Annotated in this window: 30 protein-coding genes; 25 read left to right on the top strand and 5 right to left on the bottom strand. The window is 62.1% G+C overall.

The window, feature by feature from the left end:
* Nucleotides 1-4 precede the first annotated feature (4 nt).
* From FPB55_RS17140 to FPB55_RS17080, 13 genes are read left to right on the top strand one after another with little or no spacing between them, the layout of a single operon-like run.
* The gene (locus tag FPB55_RS17140) at nt 5-973 is read left to right on the top strand and encodes a major capsid protein (RefSeq protein WP_144188790.1); all 969 of its coding nucleotides are present in this window, start codon (nt 5-7) and stop codon (nt 971-973) included.
* Nucleotides 974-1,015: 42 nt separating this feature from the next.
* A complete protein-coding gene (locus FPB55_RS17135; protein ID WP_144188788.1) occupies nt 1,016-1,312 on the top strand; it encodes a hypothetical protein in 297 nt (98 codons plus the stop codon).
* The gene (locus FPB55_RS17130) at nt 1,312-1,680 is read left to right on the top strand and encodes a hypothetical protein (protein ID WP_144188786.1); all 369 of its coding nucleotides are present in this window, start codon (nt 1,312-1,314) and stop codon (nt 1,678-1,680) included. The genes FPB55_RS17135 and FPB55_RS17130 overlap by 1 nt, the downstream gene beginning before the upstream one ends.
* Before the next feature lies 1 nt (nt 1,681).
* Nucleotides 1,682-2,068 carry a hypothetical protein gene (locus FPB55_RS17125; RefSeq protein WP_144188784.1) on the top strand — a complete coding sequence of 129 codons (387 nt, stop codon included), beginning with the start codon at nt 1,682-1,684 and terminating at the stop codon, nt 2,066-2,068.
* Between the two features lie 20 nt (nt 2,069-2,088).
* On the top strand, nt 2,089-2,742 hold the full coding sequence (locus FPB55_RS17120; RefSeq protein ID WP_238706597.1) for a hypothetical protein: 654 nt from the start codon (nt 2,089-2,091) through the stop codon (nt 2,740-2,742).
* Nucleotides 2,739-3,167, top strand: coding sequence for a phage tail terminator-like protein (locus tag FPB55_RS17115; protein WP_144188780.1), 429 nt, complete (start codon nt 2,739-2,741; stop codon nt 3,165-3,167). Before FPB55_RS17120 ends, FPB55_RS17115 begins: the two co-directional genes overlap by 4 nt.
* A 39-nt stretch (nt 3,168-3,206) precedes the next feature.
* The gene (locus FPB55_RS17110; protein ID WP_064314673.1) at nt 3,207-3,866 is read left to right on the top strand and encodes a phage tail protein; all 660 of its coding nucleotides are present in this window, start codon (nt 3,207-3,209) and stop codon (nt 3,864-3,866) included.
* 9 nt (nt 3,867-3,875) lie between these two features.
* On the top strand, nt 3,876-4,259 hold the full coding sequence (locus FPB55_RS17105) for a phage tail assembly chaperone (RefSeq protein ID WP_144188779.1): 384 nt from the start codon (nt 3,876-3,878) through the stop codon (nt 4,257-4,259).
* Between the two features lie 47 nt (nt 4,260-4,306).
* Nucleotides 4,307-4,573 carry a DUF1799 domain-containing protein gene (locus FPB55_RS17100; RefSeq protein WP_236232123.1) on the top strand — a complete coding sequence of 89 codons (267 nt, stop codon included), beginning with the start codon at nt 4,307-4,309 and terminating at the stop codon, nt 4,571-4,573.
* 3 nt (nt 4,574-4,576) lie between these two features.
* Nucleotides 4,577-8,017, top strand: coding sequence for a phage tail tape measure protein (locus FPB55_RS17095; RefSeq protein WP_144188777.1), 3,441 nt, complete (start codon nt 4,577-4,579; stop codon nt 8,015-8,017).
* Nucleotides 8,017-8,355 carry a phage tail protein gene (locus FPB55_RS17090; protein WP_144188775.1) on the top strand — a complete coding sequence of 113 codons (339 nt, stop codon included), beginning with the start codon at nt 8,017-8,019 and terminating at the stop codon, nt 8,353-8,355. The genes FPB55_RS17095 and FPB55_RS17090 overlap by 1 nt, the downstream gene beginning before the upstream one ends.
* Before the next feature lie 9 nt (nt 8,356-8,364).
* Nucleotides 8,365-9,114 carry a phage minor tail protein L gene (locus FPB55_RS17085; RefSeq protein ID WP_144188773.1) on the top strand — a complete coding sequence of 250 codons (750 nt, stop codon included), beginning with the start codon at nt 8,365-8,367 and terminating at the stop codon, nt 9,112-9,114.
* A gap of 2 nt (nt 9,115-9,116) precedes the next feature.
* A complete protein-coding gene (locus tag FPB55_RS17080; protein WP_144188771.1) occupies nt 9,117-9,872 on the top strand; it encodes a C40 family peptidase in 756 nt (251 codons plus the stop codon).
* 117 nt (nt 9,873-9,989) lie between these two features.
* Here the strand turns inward: FPB55_RS17080 and FPB55_RS17075 are convergent, their stop codons facing one another.
* Entirely contained in the window at nt 9,990-10,220 is a 231-nt protein-coding gene (locus FPB55_RS17075; protein ID WP_144188769.1) for a hypothetical protein, read from the bottom strand.
* A gap of 341 nt (nt 10,221-10,561) precedes the next feature.
* Here FPB55_RS17075 and FPB55_RS17070 point away from each other — a divergent pair, with 341 nt between their 5' ends.
* The 12 genes from FPB55_RS17070 to FPB55_RS17015 all read left to right on the top strand — a co-directional run bounded on the left by FPB55_RS17070 (nt 10,562) and on the right by FPB55_RS17015 (nt 23,735).
* The gene (locus FPB55_RS17070) at nt 10,562-11,212 is read left to right on the top strand and encodes an NYN domain-containing protein (RefSeq protein WP_050492223.1); all 651 of its coding nucleotides are present in this window, start codon (nt 10,562-10,564) and stop codon (nt 11,210-11,212) included.
* 208 nt (nt 11,213-11,420) lie between these two features.
* On the top strand, nt 11,421-11,762 hold the full coding sequence (locus FPB55_RS17065) for a hypothetical protein (RefSeq protein WP_144188767.1): 342 nt from the start codon (nt 11,421-11,423) through the stop codon (nt 11,760-11,762).
* Between the two features lie 192 nt (nt 11,763-11,954).
* The gene (locus FPB55_RS26735; protein WP_225785667.1) at nt 11,955-12,134 is read left to right on the top strand and encodes a hypothetical protein; all 180 of its coding nucleotides are present in this window, start codon (nt 11,955-11,957) and stop codon (nt 12,132-12,134) included.
* 57 nt (nt 12,135-12,191) lie between these two features.
* Nucleotides 12,192-12,770 (top strand): MoaD/ThiS family protein, encoded by a 579-nt coding sequence (locus FPB55_RS17055; protein ID WP_144188765.1) that lies wholly within the window; start codon nt 12,192-12,194, stop codon nt 12,768-12,770.
* Nucleotides 12,771-12,826: 56 nt separating this feature from the next.
* The gene (locus FPB55_RS17050) at nt 12,827-20,488 is read left to right on the top strand and encodes a DUF1983 domain-containing protein (RefSeq protein ID WP_144188763.1); all 7,662 of its coding nucleotides are present in this window, start codon (nt 12,827-12,829) and stop codon (nt 20,486-20,488) included.
* Nucleotides 20,485-20,844 carry a hypothetical protein gene (locus tag FPB55_RS17045; RefSeq protein WP_144188761.1) on the top strand — a complete coding sequence of 120 codons (360 nt, stop codon included), beginning with the start codon at nt 20,485-20,487 and terminating at the stop codon, nt 20,842-20,844. The genes FPB55_RS17050 and FPB55_RS17045 overlap by 4 nt, the downstream gene beginning before the upstream one ends.
* Before the next feature lie 60 nt (nt 20,845-20,904).
* A complete protein-coding gene (locus tag FPB55_RS17040; RefSeq protein ID WP_144188759.1) occupies nt 20,905-21,129 on the top strand; it encodes a hypothetical protein in 225 nt (74 codons plus the stop codon).
* Between the two features lie 55 nt (nt 21,130-21,184).
* Nucleotides 21,185-21,673 carry a glycoside hydrolase family 104 protein gene (locus FPB55_RS17035; RefSeq protein ID WP_144188757.1) on the top strand — a complete coding sequence of 163 codons (489 nt, stop codon included), beginning with the start codon at nt 21,185-21,187 and terminating at the stop codon, nt 21,671-21,673.
* Nucleotides 21,670-22,200 carry a DUF2514 family protein gene (locus FPB55_RS17030; protein ID WP_144188755.1) on the top strand — a complete coding sequence of 177 codons (531 nt, stop codon included), beginning with the start codon at nt 21,670-21,672 and terminating at the stop codon, nt 22,198-22,200. Before FPB55_RS17035 ends, FPB55_RS17030 begins: the two co-directional genes overlap by 4 nt.
* A 13-nt stretch (nt 22,201-22,213) precedes the next feature.
* The gene (locus FPB55_RS17025; RefSeq protein ID WP_144188753.1) at nt 22,214-22,438 is read left to right on the top strand and encodes a hypothetical protein; all 225 of its coding nucleotides are present in this window, start codon (nt 22,214-22,216) and stop codon (nt 22,436-22,438) included.
* 75 nt (nt 22,439-22,513) lie between these two features.
* Nucleotides 22,514-22,873 carry a S24 family peptidase gene (locus FPB55_RS17020; protein WP_238706596.1) on the top strand — a complete coding sequence of 120 codons (360 nt, stop codon included), beginning with the start codon at nt 22,514-22,516 and terminating at the stop codon, nt 22,871-22,873.
* 673 nt (nt 22,874-23,546) lie between these two features.
* Nucleotides 23,547-23,735 carry a DUF1737 domain-containing protein gene (locus FPB55_RS17015; protein WP_009686310.1) on the top strand — a complete coding sequence of 63 codons (189 nt, stop codon included), beginning with the start codon at nt 23,547-23,549 and terminating at the stop codon, nt 23,733-23,735.
* A gap of 24 nt (nt 23,736-23,759) precedes the next feature.
* On the opposite strand, the gene FPB55_RS17010 is transcribed toward FPB55_RS17015, so the two are convergent.
* The 4 genes from FPB55_RS17010 to FPB55_RS16995 all read right to left on the bottom strand — a co-directional run bounded on the left by FPB55_RS17010 (nt 23,760) and on the right by FPB55_RS16995 (nt 26,125).
* Nucleotides 23,760-24,062 carry a chorismate mutase gene (locus FPB55_RS17010; protein ID WP_054911638.1) on the bottom strand — a complete coding sequence of 101 codons (303 nt, stop codon included), beginning with the start codon at nt 24,060-24,062 and terminating at the stop codon, nt 23,760-23,762.
* Nucleotides 24,063-24,250: 188 nt separating this feature from the next.
* Nucleotides 24,251-24,949 carry an anti-sigma factor gene (locus FPB55_RS17005; RefSeq protein ID WP_115294464.1) on the bottom strand — a complete coding sequence of 233 codons (699 nt, stop codon included), beginning with the start codon at nt 24,947-24,949 and terminating at the stop codon, nt 24,251-24,253.
* Nucleotides 24,946-25,494, bottom strand: a complete 549-nt coding sequence (locus FPB55_RS17000; RefSeq protein WP_009686313.1) for a sigma-70 family RNA polymerase sigma factor — start codon at nt 25,492-25,494, stop codon at nt 24,946-24,948. Before FPB55_RS17000 ends, FPB55_RS17005 begins: the two co-directional genes overlap by 4 nt.
* Before the next feature lie 103 nt (nt 25,495-25,597).
* Nucleotides 25,598-26,125 (bottom strand): DUF3455 domain-containing protein, encoded by a 528-nt coding sequence (locus FPB55_RS16995; protein ID WP_009686314.1) that lies wholly within the window; start codon nt 26,123-26,125, stop codon nt 25,598-25,600.
* Nucleotides 26,126-26,137: the final 12 nt, after the last annotated feature.

Raw genomic sequence — 26,137 nt, 5'->3', positions numbered from 1 at the left:
CCCAATGGCCCTTTCGAACATGAAGGTGTTCAACGAGTACCTTCGCCACGCCACCATCGAAACCCTGACCCAGGACGTCGACAAGTTCAACGCGGCCTCGGCCGGTGCGATCCGTCTGACCACTCAGGGCATCGACGGTGACTTCCTGCAGGAATCGTTCTGGGCGGGCCTGCACGGCGCTCAGCGTCGCGTCGATCGCTACGCCGCCAACGGCAACCAGGCAGCGACCCCGCTGTCGCAAAAGCAGTATGACTCGGTGAAGATCGCCGGCGGCTTCGGCCCGATCCTGTGGGAGCCTGCTCAGTTGTCCTGGGTGCAGAAGAACCCTGAGGAGGCGCTGGAGGTCATCAGCCGCAACCTGTCCGAAGCGATCATGTCGGACCAGCTGAACACCGCCATCGCCGCCCTGGTTGCAGCCATCGGCAACCAGCCAGGCGCGCTCAATGACGTGTCGGCAACCGCAGGCGTCGACTACATCGCAATCAACGGCGCGCACGCCCTGTTCGGCGATGCATCGGCCCGCCTGATCGCCCAGGTCATGACCGGCGCCCAGTATCACGCCCTGATCGGCAAGAACCTGGCCAACAGCCAGCAGCTGTTCCAGGCCGGTGGTGTTCTGGTCGTCGACGTCCTGGGCAAGGCAGTAATCGTCACCGACGCCCCGGCGCTCTACGAGGCCGGAACCCCGAACAAGCAGAAGGTGCTCAGCTTGGCCGATGGCGCGGCCATGGTGATGGATGGTTCCGACCTGATCACCAACATCGAGACCTCCAACGGCAAGGAGCGCATCGAGACCACCATGCAGGCCGACTACACCTTCGGCCTGGGCCTCAAGGGCTACACCTGGGACACCGCCAACGGCGGCAAGTCGCCGACCAACTCTGAGCTGTCCACCGGCACCAACTGGGACCTGGTGGCGAACAGCATCAAGGGCTCGGCCGGCGTCATGACCATCGGCGACGCCACCAAGTAACCGGTACCGCGCCCTTCGGGGCGCCTTCCTCAGGAGATCGCCATGAGCGAGAGCATCATTTACGAGCAGCACCCGGTCTCGGCAGAGCGCAAGTCTTACCTGCGCCGCAAGGGCTACAAGATCATCGACGCCAAGTTCGCGCCGGATGGCTATGAGCATCCCGAGCCGATCAAGGAGGGTAAAGTCTCCAAGGCCAGCAAGTCCGCAGCTGAAAAGAAAGCTGCTGAAGAAGCAGAGCTGAAGGCAAAGCTGCAGGTCGCGCTGACCGAAAAAGGCGTCCAGTTCGGGCCTGAAGCCAGCCTGGAAGACCTGCAGAAGCTGCTGGACGGGGCCGCGTAATGACGACCTACATCAGCATCGAGCAGGTCGACGCACTGCTGGGCCAGACCTGGGCGCCTGATGAAAAGAAGGCGCGCGCGGTGCTGATGGCCAACACCTGGCTCACCAACCAGGGTCTTCCCGAGTTCGACACGGTTCCAGCCGATGTCGTGCAGGCAGGCGCGGAGGTGGCGGTGGAGGCGGCATCAGGCAACCTGTACCAGGCGAAGGAAACCGGCGTACTGAGCAAGTCTGTGGATGCTGACGGCGTGTCGAGCAGCAAGACCTACTCGAGTACGTCCAAGGCCATCAGTGCGGGCGAATCCTTCGCTTTGGCCCTGTTGGCGCGGTATCTGGGCACCGGCCAGGTCAAGATCGTCAGGGGGTGACATGGGGCTTCGAAGTGAGTTGCAGGCCGAGCTGGGTCTGGCCTTCGATACGGACCTGGCTGACGCGGTTGCGGTGGTCGATGGCAGCCGGTCCGTGCCCGGTGCGTACGACCCTGAGAAGGGCGGCAGCACGCCGGCGGCGACCCTGAACTATGCAGGTCGCGGCGTCTTCGGCCAGTACAAGGCCCGGGAGATCGACGGTACGCGCATCCTGTCGTCAGACGTGCGCCTCAAGGCTCTGCAGAACGAGCTGGTCATGAAGGATGGCGACGCGGTCACGGAAGAGCCTGCAATTCCCGCAGTTGGTGACCGCATCAGCGGCTACCGGGTGATGGATGTCGGGCAGGACTCGGCCAAGGCCACCTGGACCATTCAGCTGAGGAAATGACCATGCCCCGCGGCTCACACATGACCACCCGCTATGGCGGTCAGGAGGGCAGCTTTGCTGCACAGCTGGAGCAGTTCGCCGAGGCAGCCAAGGAAGCGATGGATCTGACCTTCCGCGAGGTCGTGATCATGGTTGGCCGCAGGTTGGTCACCATGTCGCCAGTTGGCAACCCTGACCTCTGGAAGGTGAACGTCGAGGCTCAGGGCAGCGCAGCGGAACAGATCGCGGCCTACAACGCGAAGGCGGCGACCATCAACGCCGGCATTACGTCCGACCAGGCCAACTACACCAAGAGCGGCAACCTGAAAGGCGGCCTGCGATTGCGAAAGCCCCTGACCAAGCGCGAGCAGCGCGAGAACTTCGGGTTCGGCGTCCGGAGGGTTGGCCAGGGCTACGTGGGCGGCCGCTTCCGCAGTAACTGGCAGCTCACCACCGGTGCTCCAGCCGCAGGCGAGATCGAGGACATCGAGAGCGCCGGCGAGACGCTGGACAGGCTTCTCGTGGCTGCCGGTGATCTCTCCGCCGGTGAGGTCGCCTACATCGTCAACAACCTGCCGTATGCCATCCCTCTGGAGTACGGCCACAGCTCACAGGCGCCTGGCGGCATGGTGCGAGTCACCGTTGCCGACTTCCAGGGCATCGTCGAAGAAGCCATCAGGACCCACCGAGCATGAGCCACGCAAGAGTACGACAGGCCATCGAGCTCAGGCTGATGGCCTGGGCCACAGCGCGCCCGATCCGGGTCGCGAACTTCGAGCAGGGTTTCGAGGCCGGGCCCGACGAAACCTACCTGCAGGCCTTCCAGCTACCGGCGGGCACCACTTGCCGCTACCTGGGCAGCGATGCCTACGAGTACACCGGCGTCTACCAGGTGAGCATCGTTTGCCCGGCGGGCCAGCCACTGGCAACAGCCGAGACTCTGGTCGGGGAGCTTTCGAACCTCTTCAAAGTGGACTCGGAACTCAGCCGCAAAGGCTTCGAGGGCTTGGTCACCGAACCTGTTGACCAGGGCCCAGCCATCACTGAGTCGGCGACCTACACGGTCCCGACCAGCTTCACCTACCGCGGCGTCGCGGACCAACCGCCCGATGGGGCATAACCAACCGCCGCCCGGCGGGCTTTCAAGAGGAAATACACCATGGCCGCACGCTTCCCGCTGCCGAACGGCTCTGTGCTGGAAATCGCCAGCGTTCTCGCCGCTGCCGTTGCCTTCACCGCCCTGACCAACGCTGCTCCTCCCGTGGCCACCGCTGCGGGCCACAACATCAAAAATGGCGACGTCCTGGTTGTCAGCTCCGGTTGGTCGCTTGTCAACGACCGCGCTGTCCGCGCAGCCAGTGTTGCCACTGACAAGTTCTCGATGGCCGGCCTGAACACCACCAACGCCGACAAGTACACCGCCGGCGCAGGTGTCGGCTCTGTTATCCCTGTGACCAATTGGGCTCAGATCTCGAAGGTGACCGCCTTCACCTCTTCCGGCGGCGAGCAGCAGTACCTCACCGTTGGTTACCTGGAGGACGATGACGATCGCCAGTTTCCCACCAACCGCAACCCCATCACTTTGTCGATCACTGTCGAAGATCAGCCAGCCGCTGCTTACGTGGGCCTGGTTGAAGCCTACGGTGATAGCAAAGAGCTGACGGTCGTCCGCCTCAAGCTGCCCAACGGCGACCAGATCCTCTATCCGGGCTACGTGAGCATCACCACCACCCCGACCATGGAGCGCAACAACCTGATGACCCGAACCATCAGCATCGCGCTGTCGGGTCGTCCGGTCCGTTACCTGGCCGGCGCGTAAGGAGCACTCATGGCGAAGATTAAGATTGCCCAGAACCCGACGTTCACCGCCGAGGTTCATGTGCCGCGTATCGGCGGCGATCCGGTGCCCGTGGCGTTCCAGTTTCGCTACATGGACCGCGTGACGCTGGCCGGCATGTTTGACCGCTGGAACAAAGCGCGCGACGCCTGGGCAGAGAAGGCCAAGGCCGACAACGCCACTTGGGAAGAGGTGACCGCCGGCGAGATCGCTCTGCAGGCTGAGCAACTGGGGGAAATCGTCACAGGATGGGACTTGGAGGACAAGTTCAGCCAGAAAGCGATCCTCGAGTTGGTCCGTACCTGCACGGGGGCGCCAAAGGCCGTCATCGACGCCTTCCAGGCTGCTTACAACCCGGCCCGATTGGGAAACTGAGGGCGGCGGCCCGGGCATGCTACGAGCGCGGGCCATCCGCTGAGCAATTGGCGGCGCTGGGGCTGACCCTGGATGACATCGAGGAGGAAGTGGTAGAGGTCTGGCCAGATGCGTGGGCAGCCTTTCGCCTGTTCGATGCCCTGGGTACACAGTGGCGGGTGGCTTCTGGAGGCCCGTCTGGCCTGGACTACACCGCCATACCCGCAACTGCCTCGATGCTCGGCATCAAGCGCCGCGACCTCACCGACATTTTCCCCGATCTCCGCGTCATGGAGGTTGAGGCCTTGGCCGTCATGGCCGAATCGATGGAGTAGATCATGACCACCATTGCCTCCCTCGGTCTTCAGATCGACTCTGGTGATGCCGTCGAGGCCAAGGACAACCTCGACCAGCTGACGGATGCTGGCAAGCGCAGCGAGGAGTCGGCCAGCAAGACCGGTCGTGCCTGGGAGACTGCTCTGGGCGGCTTGCAGGGTGACACCCGGCAGATCGTGCAGGAACTGCAGACGCTCAACGCCAAGCAGGCCGAGCTGGCACAGCAGATGGCAACTGTGGGCCGCGCTGTCACCAGTGCCTCTACGGCTTTCAGCAGCGCCGCGGCGAACATGGGGGCGTTCAGGAACGAGGCCGCGCAGGCGGGCAAGGTGCAGGAGGCGCTCACCAGCGCCACGGACGCTGGCGTCCAGGCTGGCCGGCGCGCTGCCGAGTCCGCCGACGAGCAGCAGGCCAGGATTCTGGCCGTGGCCAAGGCCTCGTTGGAGGCCAGCCAGTACGTTCAGTCGCTGAACCGGGCGACCGAGCAGAGCGCCGAGGTCACCGCCCAGGCGAACGCAGTGCTGTCGGACAGTGCCAGCCGCCAGGCCTCCATCAACAGCCGGGCCCAGGCCCTCATCGCAACGGAGGAGCGCCAGGCGGAGGCGGCGAAGAAAGCCGCAGGCGCGCATCGGGAAGAAGGCCAGGCCCTTGAGGAACTGCTGGGCAAGATCGACCCGACAGTCGCGGCAATGGGCCGTCTGGACCAGATGGAGCAGAAGCTGAAGGGCTTCCGCACTAGTGGCGCGCTCGATGCGGAGACCTTCGGCGAGTACCAGACGAAGATCGACCAGGCGCGTGCGGCCTTGGGCGGTGCCGATACCGCGCTGAACAAGACCGGCATGTCGGCCAAGGCAACCGCCGCCGCGCTGCGCGGGGTCCCAGCGCAGTTCACTGACATCGTCGTATCCCTGCAGGGCGGCCAGGCGCCGCTCACCGTCCTGCTCCAACAGGGAGGGCAGCTGAAGGATATGTTTGGTGGCGTCGGGCCGGCCATCAAGGCCCTCGGTGGATATGTGCTTGGCCTGGTGAATCCGTTCACCGTCGCGGCTGCAGCTGTGGGCGTGCTTGGATACGCCTATTACAAGGGCAGCGAGGAGGCCGTCGAATTCCAGAAGGCGCTGATCACGACCGGCAATGCCGCCGGATCTACGTCTGACCGCCTATCCGGGATGGCGCGCGAGGTTGCGGCCACTGTTGGCACCACCGGTGCCGCGGCAGAGGTGCTCACCCAACTGGCTGGTAGTGGGAAGGTCGCTTCTGACAGCTTCGTAGAGATCACAGAGGCTGCTTTGGAGTGGCGTTCGGCCACCGGCAAGGCGGTCGAGGAGACCGTGGCCGAGTTCGTTAAGATCGGTAAGGACCCGGTTGCTGCTGCCAAGGACCTCAATGAGCAGTACAACTTCCTGACCGCCTCGACGTACTCGCAGATCGTCGCACTGAAGGAGCAAGGCGACACCATCGGCGCCGCCAAGCTGCTCACCGATACCTACGTCGATACCATCAAGAACCGCAGCAAAGAGGTCACCGAGAACCTGTCGATCTGGGAGCGGGGCTGGAAAGCCCTGCGGGGCGAGGTTGCTGCCACCGTGGACTCGGTCAACAACATCGGTCGCGGTCAGGACATCGCAAGCCGCATCGTCGAGACGCAGCAGCGCCTAGCAGCGGCTCAGAGTGCGGTGAATGGTGATCCTGACGACACCGCAGCGCAGAAGAAGCTGACCGACGCCAACCTTGAGCTCAAAGCTCTCATCCAGCAGCGAGACACGCAACAAGCCATTGCGAGGGCTCAAGAGCTGGACGCCCAGCGGCAGCAGGCGGCCATTGTGGCGATCGGCAAGATCGACGCCCTGGAGAAGTCCGCTAGGACCAACGCTGAAAAGCGGGCGGATGCGCTGAAGGAGTACAACAAGTCTCTGGACGCGATTCGCAAGGTCAATCCGAACGATGAGCGCCTCAAGCCCGAGAACATCACCCGGGTGCAGGCCGACATCGCCAAGCAGTTCAAGGATCCTGCCGGGCGTACCACATCAGTCGACCTCTCCGGGTTCAACGACCAGAAGAACGCGCTGAATGCCATCCTGGCCGAGTACAAGAATCACCAGAAGGAGCTGGACGCAGCACAGAAGGCCGGTCTGATCTCGCAAGAGTCGTACGCAGCCCAGCGGGCCGCAATCCTTGAGCAGCAAAAGGCCGAGATCACGAATGCCTACGAGGCAGAGATCAAGGCGTTGGAAGAGGCCAGAGGGCGAAGCGGCACCAGTGCCCAACAGCGCATTCAGCTGGACCAGAAGATCGCCGACGCCCGCGCTTCCATGGTCAAAGCCCAGAAGGACGCCGACACCGAACTTGCGGTGCTGGCGACCAATGAGCAGGGGCGGCTGGCCAAGCAGGCCAGGGCAGTGCAGACCTACACCGATGCCCTTGACCAGCAGGTCACGGCGCTGAGACTGCAGGGGCAGCGTTCCGCCTACAGCCTCGGGCTTGGCGATCGTCAGCGTGGTCTGCAGGATCAGGAGAACGGCATTACCGACCGCATCAACCAGCAACGCCTGGACCTGGCCAACCAGTATGGCGACGGCTCCCGCGGCATGAGCCTTGATGAATACAACCAAAAGCTGGCGGTACTCAACAAGACCGAGAAAGACCTGCAGGAAACCACCATCGCCAATTACGACGCCATGACGGTGGCCCAGGGCGATTGGCGCAAGGGTGCGTCGTCAGCGTTCCAGAACTACCTGGAGCAGGCCCGGGATGTCGCCGGGCAGGCGCGATCCCTGTTCACGAACGCCTTCAGCTCGATGGAAGATGCGGTCGTGAACTTCGCCATGACGGGCAAGTTTTCGTTTGCCGACTTCACCAAGTCGATCCTCGCCGACATGGTGAGAATCGAGACGCAGCGAGCGGCTTCGGGGTTGTTCAGCAGTTTGGCGAGCTTGGGAGTCAGTGCGGCATCAGCATGGTTCGGGGGCGGAGCTTCTTCCGCTGGCTCTACCCAGGCCGGCTACAGCCCGGAGATCATCGACGCCTGGGCGGCTGCCCGCCAGGCCGACGGCGGCGCTTGGAGCAATGGCGTTCAGCTGTTCGCAAATGGCGGTGCCTTCACCAGCACAATCGTCAGCACGCCCACGGCATTCGGCATGGCCGGCGGCAAGATTGGCGTGATGGGCGAGGCCGGCGACGAGGCAATCATGCCGCTGACCAGGACATCTGGCGGTCAGCTGGGTGTGATGGCGGTCGGCGGCGGTAGCGGGGGAACGGCGATCAGCGTGTCCGCGCCGGTTAGCATGGTGGTGGAGGACAGGAGTAGCGAGGGCATGCAACTCGATCAAGCGCTGCTCCAGCAGAACATGCAAAAGCAAATGCAGATGGCTGCCGAGAAAGCGGTGGCTGACTCGTGGCGTCCAGGTGGCGTCAGCCATCGCAATACCAGCGGGAGGCGCTGATGGCCATCGAAAAATTCAGCTGGCCAACCCAGCGCGGGGAAACGCCGGAGATCAACTACCGAACCCGCGAGTCGCGCTTCGGCGGGGGGTACCGACAGGTCGTTGGCGACGGACCCAACAACAAGGAAGACAGCTACCCCATCACGGTTACCGGCACGAAGGCCCAGGTTCGCAAGATCATGGAGTTCTTTGACCGGCATGGCGGTGCCAAAGCTTTCTTGTGGTCCACCCCGCTCGGCGATTTAGGCCTGTTTACCTGCAAAGACCCCAAGCCCACCCCGGTTGGTGGCGGTCGCTTCAAAGTTGCCGCCACTTTTGAGCGGGCCTTTCATCCATAAGGAACCAGCATGTCACTGATCAAGGATATCCAGACACTGGAGCCCGGCAATGAGGTGCTGCTGTTCGAGCTCGACGGTTCGGACTTCGGCGCCGACACCCTGCGCTTCCATGGCCACGCCATTCCTCACACCCCCAAGGAGCTGGCCGCCGCCGGCGCGAACGCCGACCAGCTTCCGGCCAAGTCGATCTGGTGGCAAGGCAACGAATACGGCGCCTGGCCCATGCAGATCGACGGCATCGAGGCGAATTCGGACGGTACGGCCGTGCGCCCCATGCTGACCGTGGGCAACGTCAACGGTCGAATCACCGCTCTGTGCCTGGCCTTCGACAACCTGCTCGAGTTCAAGCTGACCATGCGTCACACCATGGCTCGCTATCTGGATGCGGTGAATTTCCCGGCAGGCAACCCCGAGGCCGATCCGACCGAGGAGGCGATTGAGGTCTGGTACATCGACCAGAAGGTCTCGGAGAACGGCACGACGGTTTCTTGGGAGCTGGCCAGCCCTGGCGACGTGGGCGGGGAGACTATCGGCCGGCAGATGACGCAGCTATGCCACTGGGCAATGACTGCCGGCTACCGCGGCCCGAACTGTGGGTACACCGGGCCCTATTACGACTTGGACGGCAACCCCACGGATGATCCGGCCAAGGACCAATGCAACGGCTGTCTCGACTCAGGCTGTACCGTTCGCTTCGGCCAGGGTAACCAGCTGCCCTTTGGTGGATTCCCGGCTGTTTCCCTCATTGCACGGACCTGACCATGCGCAAACATATCTTGGCCGCCGTGCAAGTCCACGCTGCGGCGGAATACCCGCGGGAGTGTTGCGGGCTGATCGTTACCGTTGGTCGCTCGCAGCGCTACGTACCGTGCGAGAACACTTCCGCCGATCCTGGCGAAGAGTTCCGCATTTCGCCAGAGCAGTACTCGGCAGCTGAAGACCAGGGCGAGGTGATCGGCATCGTGCATTCGCATCCAGATGCGACCAGCAGGCCGTCACCCCGTGACTTGGCCATGTGCGAGGCTACCGGGTTGCCCTGGTACATCCTGTCCTGGCCAGAGGGTGACGTGCGCACTGTCACGCCAACAGGTCACGCGCCGCTGCTCGGGCGGCCGTTCGTGCACGGAGCCTGGGACTGCTGGCAGGTCTGTGCTGACTGGTACAAGCGAGAGTGGGGTCTGGATTTTCCGGCCTACGCGCGGGAGGAGGGGTGGTGGGAGAAGCCGGACGGTCCAAGCCTGTATGAGCAGGCCTTCGAGGCTGCTGGCTTCTACCAGGTCAGCCAGCCGCAGCGCGGCGACATGATTGTCATGGCCGTGGGCCGCACGGCTCACCCGAACCACGCCGGCATTTACCTCGGCGCTGACGCTCGGCTGCCGGAGGAATCGGCCGAGGTCTTCGGGCCTGGCCCTTTCATGCTCCACCACCTGCTCGGCAGACCATCAGAAATTATCGTGTTCGGCGGCCCCTGGCTCGACCGGAAGCGCCTTGTGCTGCGTCATCGGGACGCGAAATGAAGCGGTATTTTCGAAGGAGAGCAGAAATGTACGGACAACCACTTGCTAACCACACAGACGAAGAGGCCGCGAAAAGAGCCCATGAGGACCAGGCCCTACGCGACCTCGTAGACAGCATCAAGCGTCGGGAGCGGGAATCCTAGCTAGGTCGTCAATCAAATTCCCGAGCACAGCATCGAAAATTTCCTTGTTGTCAGCGGCTGGATAATCGCCTTCGATGTGAGAGCGCAGTCTGGCTGTGTAGAGGCCAGAATGAAGGGCGCCGTTCTGTTTCAAGCTTGCTGCCAAGCACTTCAGAGCGACTGCCAGTGCACGCACTTCGCTTTCAGTTGCAGATTTGAGGGGCATTGGAACTCCTTGTTTGATGATTTCCTTTACGGCTCCCCAGTCCATGGGCTGTCCCGCAGCGGACCGGGGCGGGTCGTTGGAGGCACAACGCTACTACGGCGGGGAGCTGGCTGGTTACTGGCTTTCCGTCCAGGGTGGATAGGTGGACAGCGAGGCAAACCGCGAGGCTAGCTGACCTCCGTTAAGCTCGGTTGGTACATGTTGGGATGCTTTGGTACGTGTTGACGGGCGTACAATGTGCGCCTATAGTTCGCTCCAAGAACCGGCTGCTCTACGGGTGACATATAAGAGGGATTCGTCCCCACCCGTTTAGCGGCCTTTTTTTTGCCTGGAGGAAATGGATGCTTAGGTACGCTGTTCTGATCGATGCGGGTTTTATCAAGCCAAAGCTTTGGCCTGTCAAAAAGGCGCCGATCACCAGCGAAATGATCGAGCTAGTCACCAAGAAGCTCTCTCAATCGCCCCACCTGATCAACCATCGTCTCCACCGGGTCTATTTCTACGACGCCAAGCCATTGACCACCCAAGCAGAGCACCCCGACGGTACTACCGTCGATTTCGGGAAAACCTCTGTTGCGAAGAACAACGAGGCGCTCCACGCCGGCTTGGAGAAAAGTCCTTATGTCGCGCTACGCTTCGGGGAGCTTGTCCACCAGGGGTGGAGGATAAATGGTCGAGCACTCAAGAAGGCGAACGCTGAGACGACGTTTTCCATTTCTGACCTGGAGCCCAGCATCCAGCAGAAAGGTGTGGACATGCGGATCGGGCTCGACATTGCCAGTCTCACACTGAAAAAGCAGGTTGACATTATTGTCTTGATAACTGGTGACAGTGACTTCATCCCTGCCATGAAATTCGCCCGACGCGAGGGAGCTCAGCTTTACCTCGTAACGATGGGGCATGGCGTTCGACCGGTCGTGCATCAGCATGCAGATCTGGTGATCAGTGAGCCAGCATCACATTATCTAACAGAAGACCCGCCAGTCCTGTGACCCAAGCCCAGCCCCGCGCTGGGCTTTTTGCGTCTGACACAGTGGAAAGCCTGCGCATGGCCGAGAAGCTTCAGGCTGAAATGCCGGAGGTCGTCGCGCACGGCCTGTCGCGGTAAACATCTGATCGAAGCCGAACCCCGCCTGCGCGGGGTTTTGGTGTTGGCGCCGATGATGTTAGATTGCCCTCGCCTACATGGAGGGATAAGGAATGCGTAATTCGTTGGCGGTCGGGTCAATTCTCGCAATGTCGTTGGTGTCGACGGCGTCTTTTGCTGCGAGGCCTTCCCAGGAGACGTTAGAGTTCTGTGACGGAATATCCAAACTGGCAAACTCGGTAATGACATCGCGTCAAAATGGCGTTGCTATGTCGAAATTAATGCAAGCCAAGGTTTCTGACGAAGCCATGAATGACCTGGGAGCACTGATGATTGAGCAGGCTTACGACTCGCCCGCTTATGGATCTCCTGAGTACAAGCAGAAGGCAGCCACTGACTTTGAGAACAGTTGGTTCTCCAATTGTTTGAAAGCCCGAAGCGCCGCCAGAAGCTAGGGGCTTAGTCGCATGCTAACTAATGTGAATTCAGTGGTTACCATTGTCGCCCTGATACTGCTGGCGGGGTGTACAACTCCCGGGGACTTACTAAAGAGTACTCCGACGATCGTGTCGGAGACCTCGAAAACACCAAAGGCATACGCCCTTTGCGTCCTGCCGGAATGGCAAGAGCACCAGGCTGGCGTAACCATGAATGAGACTCTGACGGGCTATCGACTGATCTCCTCAGCTGAGTCGATAGGCCAAACCAACGAGTTGCTGGAGATTAAGCAAACTACTCACGGCAGCGAGGTAAAGCTCTATCAGCGGATGCCTGGCATCAGCATTGGCAGATCAAAAATCATGTCGTCTGTGAAAAAGTGTCTGTGAACATTTTTTGAAGTGAGGAGCCGCCACTGGGCGGCTTTTTTTCGTCTGGAGAAAAGCATGACCCAAGAAATGACACTTATCGAGTTCTCAGGAACCTTGCGTAAAGCTCTGGGGAAACAGCATCGACGGCTTCTGGATACAGGCAGCGTCCGTGAACTGCTGAAGGCGCTGACGATCACGTTGCCAGGCTTCAAAGAGGAGGTTGATCGTCTGTCTCGCCTGGGGATGAACTTCGCGATTTACCGAAACGGTAAAAACGTTGGTGAAACCGAATTCAATCGTGGCGGAGCCAAGGCGGTGAAAATTGTACCGGTCGTTGCTGGCAGTAAGCGCGGCGGGGTGCTGCAGACAGTGATCGGCGCGATATTGATCGCTGCTTCTTTCATCCCCGTTCCTGGATTCCAGGCACTTCTGCCTGCAGGTGTGGCAATGGTAGCCGGTGGCGTCATCCAGATGCTCAGCCCGCAAACTGCTGGGCTGTCGCAAAGCGCTGCCCCGGAGAACCTGCCGAGCTACGCCTTCGGGAGCGCCAAGAACACCACCGCCAGTGGCAACCCCGTCCCGATCTGCATCGGCGATCGACGCTGGGGCGGAGCGATTATCTCAGCCTCGATTGAGGCGCAAGACAAGGCCTAGGGCCAACTCAGCGAATAGACCGCCTCCGGGCGGTTTTTTATCCCCCGGAGGAAAGTATGGGGCCTGTAGATCATCTGGAAATCACCGGCGCCAAGGGCGGCGACAGCAAGCCGAAAACTCCGGTCGAGGCACCGGACAGCCTGCAGTCGACGAACATCGCCAAAATCCTGCTGGCCGTGGGTGAGGGCGAATTCGACGGTACGCCAACCGACCGTGACATCTACCTCGACAATACGCCGATCATGGACGCCAGCGGCAACGTGAATTTCCCAGGTGTGAAGTGGGAGTGGCGCCCAGGCTCGGTCGAGCAGGACTACATCCAGGGCATTCCTTCGATTGAGAACGAAACCACCGTCAACGTCGAGCTGCGCAGCGACAACCCGTTCACCCGCGCCCTGAGCAACACCCAACTCTCGGCCGTGCGCGTGCGCATGACTTGGCCGCGCCTGGCGCAGCAGGACAGCAACGGCAACACCAACGGCTACCGCATCGAGTACGCGATCGATATCGCCACCGACGGCGGCGCCTACGTCGAGGCACACCTCGGCGCCGTGGACGGCAAGACCACCAACGGCTACCAGCGCTCGGTGCGCGTGAACCTGCCCAAGGCGTCCTCCGGCTGGATGCTGCGCGTGCGCCGGATTACCCCGAACGCCAACAGCGGCACAATCGCCGACACGATGACCATCGCTGGCTACACCGAGATCATCGACCAGAAGCTGCGCTACCCGAACACCGCGCTGCTGTACATCGAGTTTGACGCCCAGCAGTTCCAGAACATCCCGGCTGTCACCGTGAAGTGCAAGGCCAAGCGTTGGCCGGTACCGACCAACTACGACCCGGTAGGCCGTACCTACACAGGCGTATGGGACGGCACCTTCAAGCAGGCCTGGACCAACAACCCAGCGTTCGTGACTTACGGCCTGTGCGTCGAGGATCGTTTCGGCCTGGGCAAGCGCATCAAGTCGTGGATGGTCGACAAGTGGGAGATGTACCGCATCGCCCAGTACTGCGACCAGCTGGTGCCGGATGGCGTGGGGGGGCAAGAGCCGCGCTATCTGTGCGACATGAACCTGCAGGGCCGCTCCGAGGCCTGGACACTGCTGCGTGACTTGGCAGCCATCTACCGGGGCATGGTGTACTGGGCCCACGGTTCGCTGTTCATGCAGGCGGATATGCCGCGAGCCCAGGACATTGACTACGTGTTCACCCGAGCCAACGTGATCGACGGTGACTTCGTCTACGGCGGCGCGGAGCGCAACACGCACTACAGCCGGGCCCTGGTCAGCTACGACAACCCGGCCAACAACTACGACACCGACGTCATTCCAGTGACCGATCTGTCGCTCCAGCGCCGGTACCGCGATCGCCCAATCGAGCTGTCGGCGATTGGCTGCACCCGGGCCTCCGAAGCGCAGCGCCGCGGCAAGTGGGCGCTGTTGAGTAACAGTCAGGATCGCACCGTCACCTTCAAGACCGGCATGGAAGGCCGGATTCCCCTGCCTGGCTACGTCATTCCCGTAGCTGACGAATTGGTGGCGGGTCGTCCGAACGGTGGACGAATCTCGGCGGCAGCTGGCCGCGTTATCACCCTGGACCGTGACACGCCGATCAAAGCTGGTGACCGGCTGATCCTGAACCTGCCGAACGGTACCGCCCAGGCGCGCACCGTGCAGTCGGTTGCTGGGCGAGCAGTGACGGTGACCACTGCATATGGCGTGCAGCCGGAGCCAGAACTGCAGTGGGCGATTGATTACGACGATCTGGCCGTCCAGCTGTTCCGGGTGCTGAAGACTACTCGCACCCAGGAAGGCGATTACGAGATCACCGCTCTCGAGTTCAATCCCAGCAAGTTCGCGGCCATCGACACCGGCGCCAAGCTGGACGAGCGCCCGATCAGCGTCATTCCGGTGACCACCGTGCAGCCACCGGCCAGCGTGACTCTGTCGTCCGCCCACATGATCGACCAAGGCATCGCGGTCAGCACCATGACCATCGCCTGGGCGGCCGTTGAAGGTGCTGTCGCCTATGACGTGGAGTGGCGCAAGGACAACGGTAACTGGGTGAGCCTGCAGCGTGTCGGCACAACCTCTGTGGATGTTGTCGGGATCTATGCCGGCGCCTACCTGGCGCGCGTGCGTGCGGTCAGCGCCTTCGACATTGCTTCGATCTGGAAAAGCTCTGTCCTCACACAGCTCAACGGCAAGGAAGGCCAGCCGCCTGCGGTCACCTTCCTCGACACCGAAAGCCTGCTGTTCGGCATCGGTATCAAGTGGGGTTTCCCGGCCGGCGCCGAGGACACCCAGCGCACCGAACTGTGGTACAGCGAGGGCACTGACCTTGGCCTGGCCACCAAGCTGGCCGACCTGTCGTACCCACAGAACGAGTATGTGATGCAGGGCTTGCGGGCCGGGCAGCGCTTCTACTTCTGGGCGCGCCTGGTCGACCGCACTGGCAACATTGGACCGTTCTTCCCTGTTGAGGGCAACTTGGTGACCGGTGCAGCCAGCGCCGATGCGGGGCCAATTCTTGAGCAGATCGCTGGCGAGATCCTCGAAAGCCACCTGGGCCAGCAACTCACCGAGAAGATCGACCTTATCGATGGCAATGGCCCTGGGTCGGTGAACGAGCGCGTAGAGTCGGCGCGTAGCGAACTGAGCGAGCAGGTCTCCGAGGTCAATAACGCGGTCGTGGCTGTAAACAACTCGCTGGCCGTTACCAAAGGCAACCTGGAGCAGCAGATCACCGCGGTAAACCAGAGCGTCTCTGATGCCAAGACCGACCTGCAGCAGCAGATCAATACCGTTTCAGCGCTGGCCGGTTCGCTGCCGTACAACAAGGACAAGGCCTACACCACCAATCAGGGGGTGCTGGGTGCTGACGGCAAGCTGTACCAGGCGCTGAAAGCGGTACCGAAGAACACCCCGCCACCGAACGCGACCTATTGGATCGACGTTGGCCAGGCGATCGTCACGGCGGCCGGCACAGCTTCGCGTGTATCCAAGGTCGAAACCGACGTATCCACGCTGGACGGCAAGACCACGGCACAGGCGACACAGATCGGCGGCTTGCAGTCGAGCCTCACCACCACCAACCAGAACGTGGCCACCGCCCAGCAGGCAGCTGATGCGGCGAACACGCTGGCTGGCGGGAAGGGCAAGGTAATCATCCAGGCGGCGGCCCCAGCCGTTGCTGACCGTTTGGCGCAAAACCTCTGGATCGACACCACGGGCAACGCCAACACGCCGAAACGCTGGAACGGGACTGCCTGGGTGGCGGTCACGGACAAGGCGGCTACCGATGCGGCAGCTGCGGCCCAGTCGGCGCTGTCTCAGGTCGCCTTGAAGGCCGATGCAACCGTGGTCAACAACGTGGCCACCCGGGTCAGTGAGGCCGAGGGCAAACTGTCGTCTCAGGCCACCCGCATGGATGGGATGCAGACCAGCATCGACGGCAAGGCCAGTTCTCAGTCGTTGCAGCAGGTTACTAACCGCGTCACGGCCACCGAGCAAAAGGACGCGGCACAAGACCAGCAGCTTACGTCGCAGAGCCAGGCACTGATCTCGCTGACCGACAGCGTGAGCAAGAAGGCTGAAGCAGCCACCGTCCAGGCCCTGAGCAATGATGTGAAGACCCAAGGCCAGAACCAGACCGCCCAAGGCCAGGCGCTGACTCGGATCGACACGAAACTGCTGGCCGGCCAAGACAACTCGCCGACGAAGGTCTACCAGAGCGTGTTTTCGGACCTCTCGGCAGACCAGTGGGTATCGACCAACAGCGGTGCCGGCGCGGTGGCAAGCTTTGGCACTTCGGCAGGCATCACTCGGGGCGCTGCATTGATCCTGAGCGGCGGCACGGGCAACGCCACCTGGTGGGGCGCCTCGACCCGCAAGATTCGGTTCGATCCATCCCGCCTGTACAAGCTGACGGCGCGGGTTCAGCAGGTATCCACCGGTGCCGGTGCCCCGCTGACGTATCTGGGCCTGGACTGCTTCGCCGAGGATGGCGCTACTCGTGTGACGACTGCCGGTGGGACAGGCATCGGCTCTGCTCATTACGTGCTGATGAACAGCCGGCAGCTCTCGGTAGGGGAGTGGGTAACCGTCGAAGCCTATGTGAAAGGTTATTCGGCTGCGGGCGAAGATGGAGGGTCTGGGGCAGGCACCGTTACCGACCCGAAGCGACTCAAGACCGGAGTGGCATGGCTCTCGCCTCTGGTCATCGCCGGCTACAACGGTATGGGCGGCAGGCTGGTGGTCGACCTGTTCGACATCGAGGACGCGACCGAGCAGGCTCAGATCGATGCAGGGGCGATGGCAACCACAGCCCTTACCGGGCGAGTGGAGAAGACCGAGCAGGGGCTGAGCTCGGTCAGCAGCCAGACCACTCAGCTAGGCAATAGCCTGACCACCACCAACCAGAATCTTGAAAAGGCCCAGCAGGCCGCGCAGGCCGCTTCGGACCTGGCGGGCACCAAAGGCAAGGTGCTGGTACAAGCGGCTGAACCAGCTGTGGCAGATCGCTTGGTGCAAAACCTCTGGATCGACACCACGAGCAACGCCAACACGCCAAAGCGTTGGACTGGCAACGCCTGGGCAGCGGTGACTGATAAGGTCGCTACCGAGGCGGCGGCAGCGGCTGCCAGCGCACTGGCCGAGGTGGCCAAGAAGGCCGATGCCAGTGCGGTGCAGTCGCTGAACAGCAAGGTGGATCAGCAAGGACGAGACCTGACTGCCACCAGCAACAACGTGGTGTCGCTGGGTAGCATCATTGGCCGAGCTGTGGACAACTCGCCGACGAAGGTCTACCAGAGCGTGTTTTCGGACCTCTCGGCAGACCAGTGGGTATCGACCAACAGCGGTGCTGGTGCGTTTGCTACCTTTGGAGCGCCCGGCGGCATCACCCGCGGGGCAGCACTGATCCTCAATGGCGGTTTGGCGAACAAGACCTGGTGGGGCGCTTCCACCCGCAAGATTCGGTTCGACCCGAGTCGCCTGTACAAGCTCACCGTCCGCGTGCAGCAAGTCCTGATGGGCACTGGGGATCCCGGCACCTATGCCGGCGTGGACTGCTTTGCCGAGGACGGTGTTACTCGCATTGCCACGCATGGCGGCAATAGCGTGGGATCCTCGCACTATGTGCTCATGACAAACCGCAAGCTGGCGGCCAAGGAATGGGTCACCGCCGAAGTCTATGTCAAAGGTTTCACCGCGAGCGGCGAAAGCGGTGGGGTCGGAGCGGGCACCATCGCTAACCCGAAGCGTCTGAAAGAGGGAACTGCGTGGTTCTCGCCCATGGTCATGGGTGGGTACAACGATGCGGGGGGTCAGCTTGTCGTAGATTACTTCGACATTGAGGATGCCACCGAGCAGGCGCAAGTGGACGCTAATGCGGCTGCGACCTCTGCGCTCACGACCAAGGTCAGCCAGAACGAGCAAGAGCTTGCCAGCGCCTCCAGGCAGTTGACTGACCTTAATAACAGTGTCGGCTCAGTTGCAGCGCAGCAATCAGCCACCTCGCAGGCGGTGGACTCGCTGAGTTCAGTTGTCTCGCAGCAGGCCGGTACTTTGTCTGGTGTAAGCGCCCGGACTACTACCCTGGAAAACAGCCTGACCGCCACCAATCAGAACGTGACCACCGCTCAGCAGGCCGCAGATGCGGCGAACACGCTGGCGGGCGGCAAGGGCAAGGTGATCATTCAGGCGGCAACCCCTGGGGCCGCTGATCGCTTGGCGCAAAACCTGTGGATTGACACCACCAGCAATGCGAACACGCCCAAGCGCTGGAGCGGTAGTGCCTGGGTCGCGGTCACGGACAAGGCGGCTACCGATGCTGCCGCCGCTGCGGCGAATGCGCTATCGGTCGCCCAGACCAAAGCCGAGGCCTCGGTGGTGCAGGGCATTAACTCCCGGGTGACTGACGCCGAGGGCAAGCTGACCTCGCAGGGTCAGGCGATCACGGCCATGGACAACAGCCTGACCGTGACCAACCAAAACGTCACGACCGCGCAGCAGGCGGCACAAGCGGCAGCCGACTCGGCAGGGGCCAAGGGCAAGGTGCTGTACCAGTCTGCCGCCCCGGCGGTGGCGGATCGCCTAGCCCAGAACCTGTGGATCGACACCACCAACAACGCCAACACGCCGAAACGTTGGAGCGGCAGCGCCTGGGTGGCGGTCACCGACAAGGCGGCGACCGATGCTGCGGCCGCGGCTCAGTCGGCGCTCACTCAGGTTGCTACCAAAGCCGAGGCATCCGCGCTGCAAACCCTTACCAACCGTGTTGCTGCGGCTGAGGGGGTGAATACCAGCCAGTCCGCGAGCCTGATCGACTTGAGCAACAATGTCGGTGCTATCCAGAGCGGCCTGGGCGCATCCGGGCTCGACCCAGCTCCCGGGGCCTACTGGCAGTTCGATGCCGGCGCCGATGGAATGGTGGGCGTCAATGCGAATACTGCAGTGTCTGGAGGCTCGCTGCGCCTGACGCCGACCAGCGCCAATCCGCAGTTGCTTACCAGTAGCGGGGCACTCACCTTGAGTATTCCCGGTGCTCAATACACCAAGGTGCGAGTAGGATTGACGCGTCGCGGTGGCGCAGCTACGTCTTGGACGGGAACGCTTTACTACTCGACGACTGCCCACGGCATTTTGTCTGCCTATCGAGCCAGTGCGGCTAACCCAAACATCGCTGTGGGCCAGTCAGCCGTTGTTGAGTGGGACATGGCCAACCTGGCTGTCGGCGGCACGGACTGGGTGGAGAGTACCATCGGCCGGTTGCGTTTCGATTTCGCCAATGCGCTCGACTCTGTGTGGGATGTTGATTGGATTGCAGTAGGCCGGGTCGGGCCATCAGCGTCGAGCCGTGCGGTCGAGTCGCTGACCTCGGCGGTCACCCAGCAGGGCGACAAGCTGACGGCCGAGGCGCAGCGTATCGACGGGTTGTACACATCGGTCGGCAGCGCCCAGGCAGCGATTCAGAACGAGATCACGGCACGGACCAACGCCGATTCGGCGCTCAGCGAGCAAATCCAGACCACGCAGTCGACCTTGGGGGAGACGACGGCGTCTGTACAACGAGTCAGCACGACGCTCAATCAGCTCAATGGCGTGGCGAACGCCTCGGAAGTTGTCAAGGTTCAGATCACTGCCAATGGCATCCGCCATATTGCCGGGTTTGGCCTGAGCATCGACAACTCCAAGGGTGCCGTTCAATCGACGTTTGCGATCCTGGCCGGCAGGTTTGCGATTCTCAACCCTTCAGGGGATGCAGTTTCCAGCCCGTTTGCGGTGGTTGGCAACCAGACGTTCATCAGTGATGCGTACATCCGTGATGCGAGTATTGGTAACGCCAAGATCGCGAATGGCGCCATCACGACGGCCAAAATTGGTGAGGCGGAGGTGGATACGCTCCGTATCCGCGGAAATGCCGTGACCATACCCGTTGGTGCCTTTGCTTCGGCGAATTCAGTTAGCGTGACGGTAACGCTTGACGGAAATTATCCGGTGTTTCTGCAGGGATCGCTAACCCAGACTTATTTTTCGGACATCACGATGACTAGAAACGGGGTGGCTTTGTGGGTAGAGCGTCCCAGGGAATCAACGCTCGCCAGTCGTGGGGTGATTGACTACCCCGGGCCTGGCACGCACACCTACACCCTTTCTTCAAACCATGCCGGCAACACCAACGGCGCCTCGATCCTTGCGGTGGTATGCAAACGATGAACAGTTCGATCGTAGAAGAGAGCGATCCGTATGAAGTCGTCTCCTATTTTGTTACCGACCAGCAGGGCGTGGTCATTCAGACGGGCACCTGCCAGCGCCTGCACCTGAATGACCACGCTCAAGGTGGCCGGCTTCACTTGGGGACGGCCCCGCAAGGCCGCTTCCAGTATGTCAATGGCGAGTTCGAGCCTTACGCACCTGATGCAAGTTACGACCTGGCGCGCCGGGAAGGATACCCGCCCATCGAGGACCAGCTGGACATGCTCTGGCACGCGATGGATCAAGGGGCGATGCCCAAGGCTGAGCCGTTCTACACGACTCTGCAGAGGGTCAAACAGCAACATCCGAAAACCTAATAGCTACACAACAACCATTGCCCGCCGCGCGCGGGCTTCTTTTTATCTGGAGAAAGCCCCATGCCATTTGTTGCCATCAACCTGAGCAATGACTACGAAGTCGCCAACAAAACCCGCTACGCCACCCAGGAGGAGGCCGACGCCCGTGCCCGCGAAATCCTGACCCAGTTCCCGGCCGCCCAGGTCTGTGTCGCGCAGGTGCTGAAGGATTACAGCGCTAAGGTGTCGATCACTGCGAAAGATCCGGCAGAGCCAGCACCGGAGCCTGAGGCGCCTGCCGCCTGACATCGCTTCCCCACCCAGCCCGCCAAGTGCGGGCTTTTTTTCGCCTGGAGAAAACATGGCCAGACTCACCGAATCCCAGGCCGGAGGCCCAAACGTGCTCCGGTTTCTAGACCTTATCGCCTTCGCCGAGGGCACCCAAGCCGTGAAGGGTAGCGACGATGGGTACAACGTCCTGTTCGGCAAAGGCCTGTTTCAGGGGTATGTCGATCACCCTCGCCAGAAGATCACCCGACTCTCCAACGGCAAGCCAATCACCAGCAGTGCTGCAGGTCGCTACCAGTTTCTTGCCGGTACGTGGGACGAACTGGTCAAGCGCTACGGATTCAAGGGGCGCTTCACGCCAGAGGCCCAGGACCTGGCAGCCATCAAGCGATTGGGCGAGCGTGGTGCGCTGCAGTTGATCAAGGATGGAAAGATCCGCGAGGCGATAGCCAAGTGCGCCAACGAATGGGCCAGTTTTCCGGGCAACAACTATGACCAGAATCCTAAAGCCTTGGGCGCGCTGCTGGCTCAGTGGCAGAAGCTCGGCGGGGCGCTGGCGTGACTGGGCTCGGCGCGGTGCCGGCCTGGTGCTGGTGGCTGATCGCTCTGGTTCTGGTTTCCGGAGGCCAGCAGTACCGGGTGGTTATAGAGCAGCGTGCGGCGTCGGATGCCCGCTCGGAGGCAGCCAGGTCCGAAAAGGCCCTTGCCGATTACCGCCTTGAGGTGTCCGAACGCGACCAACGCGTCGCCGCCAAGGCCAGAACTGAAGAACAGCGCCGCCAGACTGTGGCGGACGAGGAGGGTGAGAGTGCACGACAACAACTGGAACTGGCCCAAGGCCGCGCCGCTGCTGCTGAGTCTGCTGCTGGTGGGCTGCGGGGTGAAATCGATCGACTGCGCGCCGGCCGAGCAGCCACCTGCGGTGCCATCGCTACCCAGCAGCGCCAGGCAGGAACCTCTGCCGTCGTGGTGCTCGGGGGATTGCTTGAAGAGTCTGACCGAATGGCGGGCAGCTGCGCAGCAGCGCTTGAGCGAAGCCGAATAGCGGGCCTGGCGTGCGAGTCCATCTATAATGGCCTGACCAAATGAGCAGGTCACCGGAATGGACAAGCGCACCTTCATCGGCATGGTCGAGGCCGGCGAGCCTCTGATTCGGCAGGCCATCGACGCCATGCGCGAGTATCACCAGGCCCAAGACTATGGCGCGCCGGCGGAGGAGGTCGAGCGGCTGCGCCTGCTGGCCGAGTCCCTTTTCCAAGCTGTATCCGACTATCAGCTCAGGGCCGTGGCCAAGGCGCGAGGCAAGGAGCTGCCGCCACTGCATTAGGCCGCCGGCCGGTGCTTGCCACATGTGGCCAAGTCACCAAATACTGTATCTATATACAGTTATCGGCCAGCCACCATGCCTTCAACCATACCCTCAGAAACGGACCACCTGCAGGTCTCCATCGACGATCTGCTCCAACTGCGCGCGCCCAACGTTTACCTGGTCAAGGTGGAGGGCGACAGCATGCAGGGCGCCGGCATCTATACCGGCGACCTGCTGATAGTCGATCGCCTGGCTGAGCCAAAGTCTGGCAGCATCATAATCGCCGCGCTGAACGGGGATGCCACCTGCAAGCGGATGATGATCCGTGACCGCCAGGTAGTGTTGGTGCCGGACAACCCCAAGTTCCCGTCCAGGTACATCATGGAGGGTGACAACTTCGAGGTTTGGGGTGTGGTGACCCACAGCATTCGGGATCATGACCGCCGACTTTGAAGAACACCGGCAATGCCAGCCCGGAGTGCCACCAATTTCCCGCCTAAGAAACGACCATTCCAATGGCTATTCCGCACAACTTGCTGAATTTTTGCTTTAGCAAATCTTCAAGCGTCCTCCAAGCCCAGAGAATACTGGTCCCCTCCGTTTAATCGACCCGATCCATCATGGGGGCAACGCTGAAGCGGCGTGACGGCTCAGGGCGCGTGGTTTGTGGCTGGGAGCCTGATGTTGCAGTCATTTCGTTCAACGTGTTCTGTACCGGTTTCGGGGTTTGAGGCGTTTTTACCCAGGCGTTTGGTACAAAGTACCAACCGACATACGACATGTACCAATCGTGGAAAAGGGTCGATGGCAGCACCTGCTACCCCGTCCAGTCCCGCACTGATCGCGACAAGGCGACAGTCTACCAAGAGAGCCGGGTGTTCGCCTGCAAACACGTCGCGATGGCCTGGGCGAAGCGACGGTACGCCGAGTTGAAAGAGGCGAGGGCTATCGGGGGGGGCCGGTAACGCGCCTCGACCAGGAAGGCTGAAACGCTGGCGCGATCCACCGGTAGCCAAGCCCTGTTGGCCCGCATACAGTAGAGCACCGATGATCGACGCAACGGTTACCGACTCACCAGCAGGATCAACAGCCACAATGCGCCCCGCGTGAACCAAGGAAGAAAGCGATGAGCCAACCCCCCAATGATCTGCCCATCTACCGAGTGCTGACCGGCCCCGACAACGCCGCCTTCTGCCGGCGGGTCAGCGAGGCCTTGGAAATGGGGTACCAGTTACATGGCTCACCTGCCGTCACCTTCAATGGCAGCGATGTGATCGTGGCGCAGGCCGTGCTCTGGCCTCGAACCGGTGACTGATCATCGGCCGCCTTGCATGCCTCTTCAATCCCCCGAAGGTGCCAGCTTAGCGTGGGTGGTCAGTTCTTCATTGATGAAGGCCGCGATCATCGCCCGGTAGACCTGCTCCACCACCTCAGCCGAAGCACCGGTTTGCTCCGCCATTTCGCGAACCTTCGTTATCACCTGCTCGACCCGCGCAGGCGCCCGCACGTCATCGGTCGTCTTCTTGAAGGCGGCCGCTTGCGTCACGAGTCGGCCACGTTGGGCGAGAAGCGAAACCAGGCTGCGGTCAATTGCATCGATCCCTTGGCGGACTTCTTCCAGTGAGGTGCAACGTACTTCCATTTGCGCGACTTCCTTTTCATGAGACTGCGGTTGATTGGGGGCATCACTTGCGCTTACCCGGGCCGGCCAGCTCTGCCGGCTACGGCAATTGAGCAAGGGCCATCATTAGACTAGCTACGGCCCATGATTCCCAGGCTTTCTGTGGCGTACGCCCGTCTCTGTTTCTCCCCGGCCGGCACGCAAACGGGTCAAATCACTTTCACCGCCCGGCCTATGAACTTAACCGGCCCCGTTGGTAGGCCGGTAGGCGAGCCGCCGGCTTTCTCCAGTGTCAGCTCGAACAACTGGTCGGCTTCCAGCGGTGGCAGGCTCTGCAAGGGGACCCTGTAGGGTTCGCCGGGTTTGACCAGGCCCAGTGATACTGGCGCCCCCCACTGCGGACCCTTGGTCCAGAACTGCAAGGCCATGCCTTCAGGGAGCGCATCCTTGCCGAGCGGGAGAAGCTCGATGGTGCGGCTGTCGCTGGTCTGCACCACCCAACCCGGGGCCTGGCTGCTCGGTGCCACCAGCACCACCACGAATTGCGTCGCGGGTGGGGGCGTTGTCAGCAAGGTGAACGCCAGCACTACACTGGCCGCCAACCCGGCGGCCGTGGTTGCTTGCCACAGGCCCAGGCGTTGCCACCACTTGGCTCGCCGCTCGCTTGCCGGGGGCTCCAGCTCGTTCAGGCTGCGCTGAATACGGCCCCACAGGCGCAGGCTCGGTGCCTGCGGCGCGGCCAGCGCGGCCAGTTCCAGCAGGCGCGACTCCCAGGCATCTACTGCGGCGCGCAGGGCTGAGTCGGTACGCAAGCGCTCAGCCACTGCCGTGTGTTGCTCCGGCGGCAAGGTGCCCAATACGAATTCGCCGGCGAGGGTGTCCAGCGCTTCGTCAGTCTCCGGCTTCATTCCAGGCACTCCCGCAGTGCTTTCAGGCTGCGCTTGATCCAAGCCTTGACGGTGCCAAGGGGGGCGCCCAGCAGAGTGGCGATTTCGGCGTGGCTGCAGCCGTCCACATAAGCATGCAGGATGCAGTGCTGCGGGCCGGGCTGCAATTGTTCCAGGCAACGGTAAATCTTTGCCGAGCCTGACCACAGGGCCAGGTCATCCAGCCTGCCCGGCAAGGTGGGCACGGCAGCCATGTCGGCATCGTCCAACACAGTTTCGCGCCGGGTATCGCGTATCGAATTCAATGCCAGATGGCGTGTGATGCTGTAGATCCAGCCGCGGGCCGAGCCGCGCGCGGGGTCGTAGCTGGCAGCGCCAGTCCAGATGCGAATGAACGCATCGTGGACGATGTCTTCGGCCGTGGCGTTGTCACGCGCGATACGCCGCGCTACGCCCAGCAGGCGTGGCCCTTCGTGATCGTACAGCGCTTGCAGGGCTCGCCGGTCACCCTGTGCGCAGGCCTCCAGGCAGTGGTGGAAGTCGAATGGGGTGACAGGCGAATTCAAGGTGTACGGCTTCCTTGTGTCTGGCGAGGTACCCCGGCCATCCAGCCGGGGGCTTGCCATCGAGCTTAGATCATCCGCTGCTGGATGTTGGCGCCGGCGCGCGTTACCTGGCTGTCCAGAACACGTAGTCGGCCTGGTACTGGACGACCTGCCTGGCCCCCTTGTTCTGGGCCGTGCAGTCGCTGGTAGGGGCCACGCCGCCGCGGGTGGCCAGGCGCTGGATGTAGCTGACCCCTTGCATGGCGCCTTTACCTTCGGCCGGGTTGGCCTTGACCAGTTGATAAGGAATGGCGCCTTTGTCTGCCGGGGCCAGCGCCAACTGGTTGCCGGTGACTTTCGAGCCATCCTTCGCTTGCCAGGTGGCGGGAGGACCAAAGTAGTCGCCCACTTGTTTGCCGCTACGGTCATTGAGCACGGCCTTGGGCCCAACGAAGGTCCATTCGGTCTGGCCGGCCGCATCGGCTTTGTCGCGGCACTCATAGGTGATCTCGCCGACCCCGACGGTCTCCAGCATAACGCGATGCCCCTCGGGCACCTGGACTGCTGTGGGCACGGCGGTTTGCGCGTGGGCGGTCTGCAGCGCCAGGGCAAGGCTGCAGGCGAGCAGGCAAGCGGAGTAGGTATGGCTCATGGTAATGCTCCT

This window comes from Pseudomonas sp. BJP69 (assembly GCF_007633355.1).
Taxonomy (GTDB): domain Bacteria; phylum Pseudomonadota; class Gammaproteobacteria; order Pseudomonadales; family Pseudomonadaceae; genus Aquipseudomonas; species Aquipseudomonas juntendi.
The sequence above is the reverse complement of the archived record's forward strand: the minus strand, read 5'-3'. Positions and strand labels throughout refer to the sequence as shown.

Bases quoted from the DNA above. Each gene is read 5' to 3' on its own strand.
- FPB55_RS17065 (WP_144188767.1), top strand. From the start codon at position 11,421: ATGCGTAATTCGTTGGCGGTCGGGTCAATTCTCGCAATGTCGTTGGTG.
- FPB55_RS16995 (WP_009686314.1), bottom strand. From the start codon at position 26,125: ATGAGCCATACCTACTCCGCTTGCCTGCTCGCCTGCAGCCTTGCCCTG.
- FPB55_RS17020 (WP_238706596.1), top strand. From the start codon at position 22,514: ATGCCTTCAACCATACCCTCAGAAACGGACCACCTGCAGGTCTCCATC.
- FPB55_RS26735 (WP_225785667.1), top strand. From the start codon at position 11,955: ATGAATGAGACTCTGACGGGCTATCGACTGATCTCCTCAGCTGAGTCG.
- FPB55_RS17010 (WP_054911638.1), bottom strand. From the start codon at position 24,062: ATGGAAGTACGTTGCACCTCACTGGAAGAAGTCCGCCAAGGGATCGAT.
- FPB55_RS17055 (WP_144188765.1), top strand. From the start codon at position 12,192: ATGACCCAAGAAATGACACTTATCGAGTTCTCAGGAACCTTGCGTAAA.
- FPB55_RS17045 (WP_144188761.1), top strand. From the start codon at position 20,485: ATGAACAGTTCGATCGTAGAAGAGAGCGATCCGTATGAAGTCGTCTCC.
- FPB55_RS17080 (WP_144188771.1), top strand. From the start codon at position 9,117: ATGCGCAAACATATCTTGGCCGCCGTGCAAGTCCACGCTGCGGCGGAA.
- FPB55_RS17090 (WP_144188775.1), top strand. From the start codon at position 8,017: ATGGCCATCGAAAAATTCAGCTGGCCAACCCAGCGCGGGGAAACGCCG.
- FPB55_RS17135 (WP_144188788.1), top strand. From the start codon at position 1,016: ATGAGCGAGAGCATCATTTACGAGCAGCACCCGGTCTCGGCAGAGCGC.
- FPB55_RS17120 (WP_238706597.1), top strand. From the start codon at position 2,089: ATGACCACCCGCTATGGCGGTCAGGAGGGCAGCTTTGCTGCACAGCTG.
- FPB55_RS17110 (WP_064314673.1), top strand. From the start codon at position 3,207: ATGGCCGCACGCTTCCCGCTGCCGAACGGCTCTGTGCTGGAAATCGCC.
- FPB55_RS17085 (WP_144188773.1), top strand. From the start codon at position 8,365: ATGTCACTGATCAAGGATATCCAGACACTGGAGCCCGGCAATGAGGTG.
- FPB55_RS17050 (WP_144188763.1), top strand. From the start codon at position 12,827: ATGGGGCCTGTAGATCATCTGGAAATCACCGGCGCCAAGGGCGGCGAC.
- FPB55_RS17070 (WP_050492223.1), top strand. From the start codon at position 10,562: ATGCTTAGGTACGCTGTTCTGATCGATGCGGGTTTTATCAAGCCAAAG.
- FPB55_RS17095 (WP_144188777.1), top strand. From the start codon at position 4,577: ATGACCACCATTGCCTCCCTCGGTCTTCAGATCGACTCTGGTGATGCC.
- FPB55_RS17075 (WP_144188769.1), bottom strand. From the start codon at position 10,220: ATGCCCCTCAAATCTGCAACTGAAAGCGAAGTGCGTGCACTGGCAGTC.
- FPB55_RS17015 (WP_009686310.1), top strand. From the start codon at position 23,547: ATGAGCCAACCCCCCAATGATCTGCCCATCTACCGAGTGCTGACCGGC.
- FPB55_RS17105 (WP_144188779.1), top strand. From the start codon at position 3,876: ATGGCGAAGATTAAGATTGCCCAGAACCCGACGTTCACCGCCGAGGTT.
- FPB55_RS17040 (WP_144188759.1), top strand. From the start codon at position 20,905: ATGCCATTTGTTGCCATCAACCTGAGCAATGACTACGAAGTCGCCAAC.
- FPB55_RS17140 (WP_144188790.1), top strand. From the start codon at position 5: ATGGCCCTTTCGAACATGAAGGTGTTCAACGAGTACCTTCGCCACGCC.
- FPB55_RS17130 (WP_144188786.1), top strand. From the start codon at position 1,312: ATGACGACCTACATCAGCATCGAGCAGGTCGACGCACTGCTGGGCCAG.
- FPB55_RS17125 (WP_144188784.1), top strand. From the start codon at position 1,682: ATGGGGCTTCGAAGTGAGTTGCAGGCCGAGCTGGGTCTGGCCTTCGAT.
- FPB55_RS17115 (WP_144188780.1), top strand. From the start codon at position 2,739: ATGAGCCACGCAAGAGTACGACAGGCCATCGAGCTCAGGCTGATGGCC.
- FPB55_RS17005 (WP_115294464.1), bottom strand. From the start codon at position 24,949: ATGAAGCCGGAGACTGACGAAGCGCTGGACACCCTCGCCGGCGAATTC.
- FPB55_RS17025 (WP_144188753.1), top strand. From the start codon at position 22,214: ATGGACAAGCGCACCTTCATCGGCATGGTCGAGGCCGGCGAGCCTCTG.
- FPB55_RS17035 (WP_144188757.1), top strand. From the start codon at position 21,185: ATGGCCAGACTCACCGAATCCCAGGCCGGAGGCCCAAACGTGCTCCGG.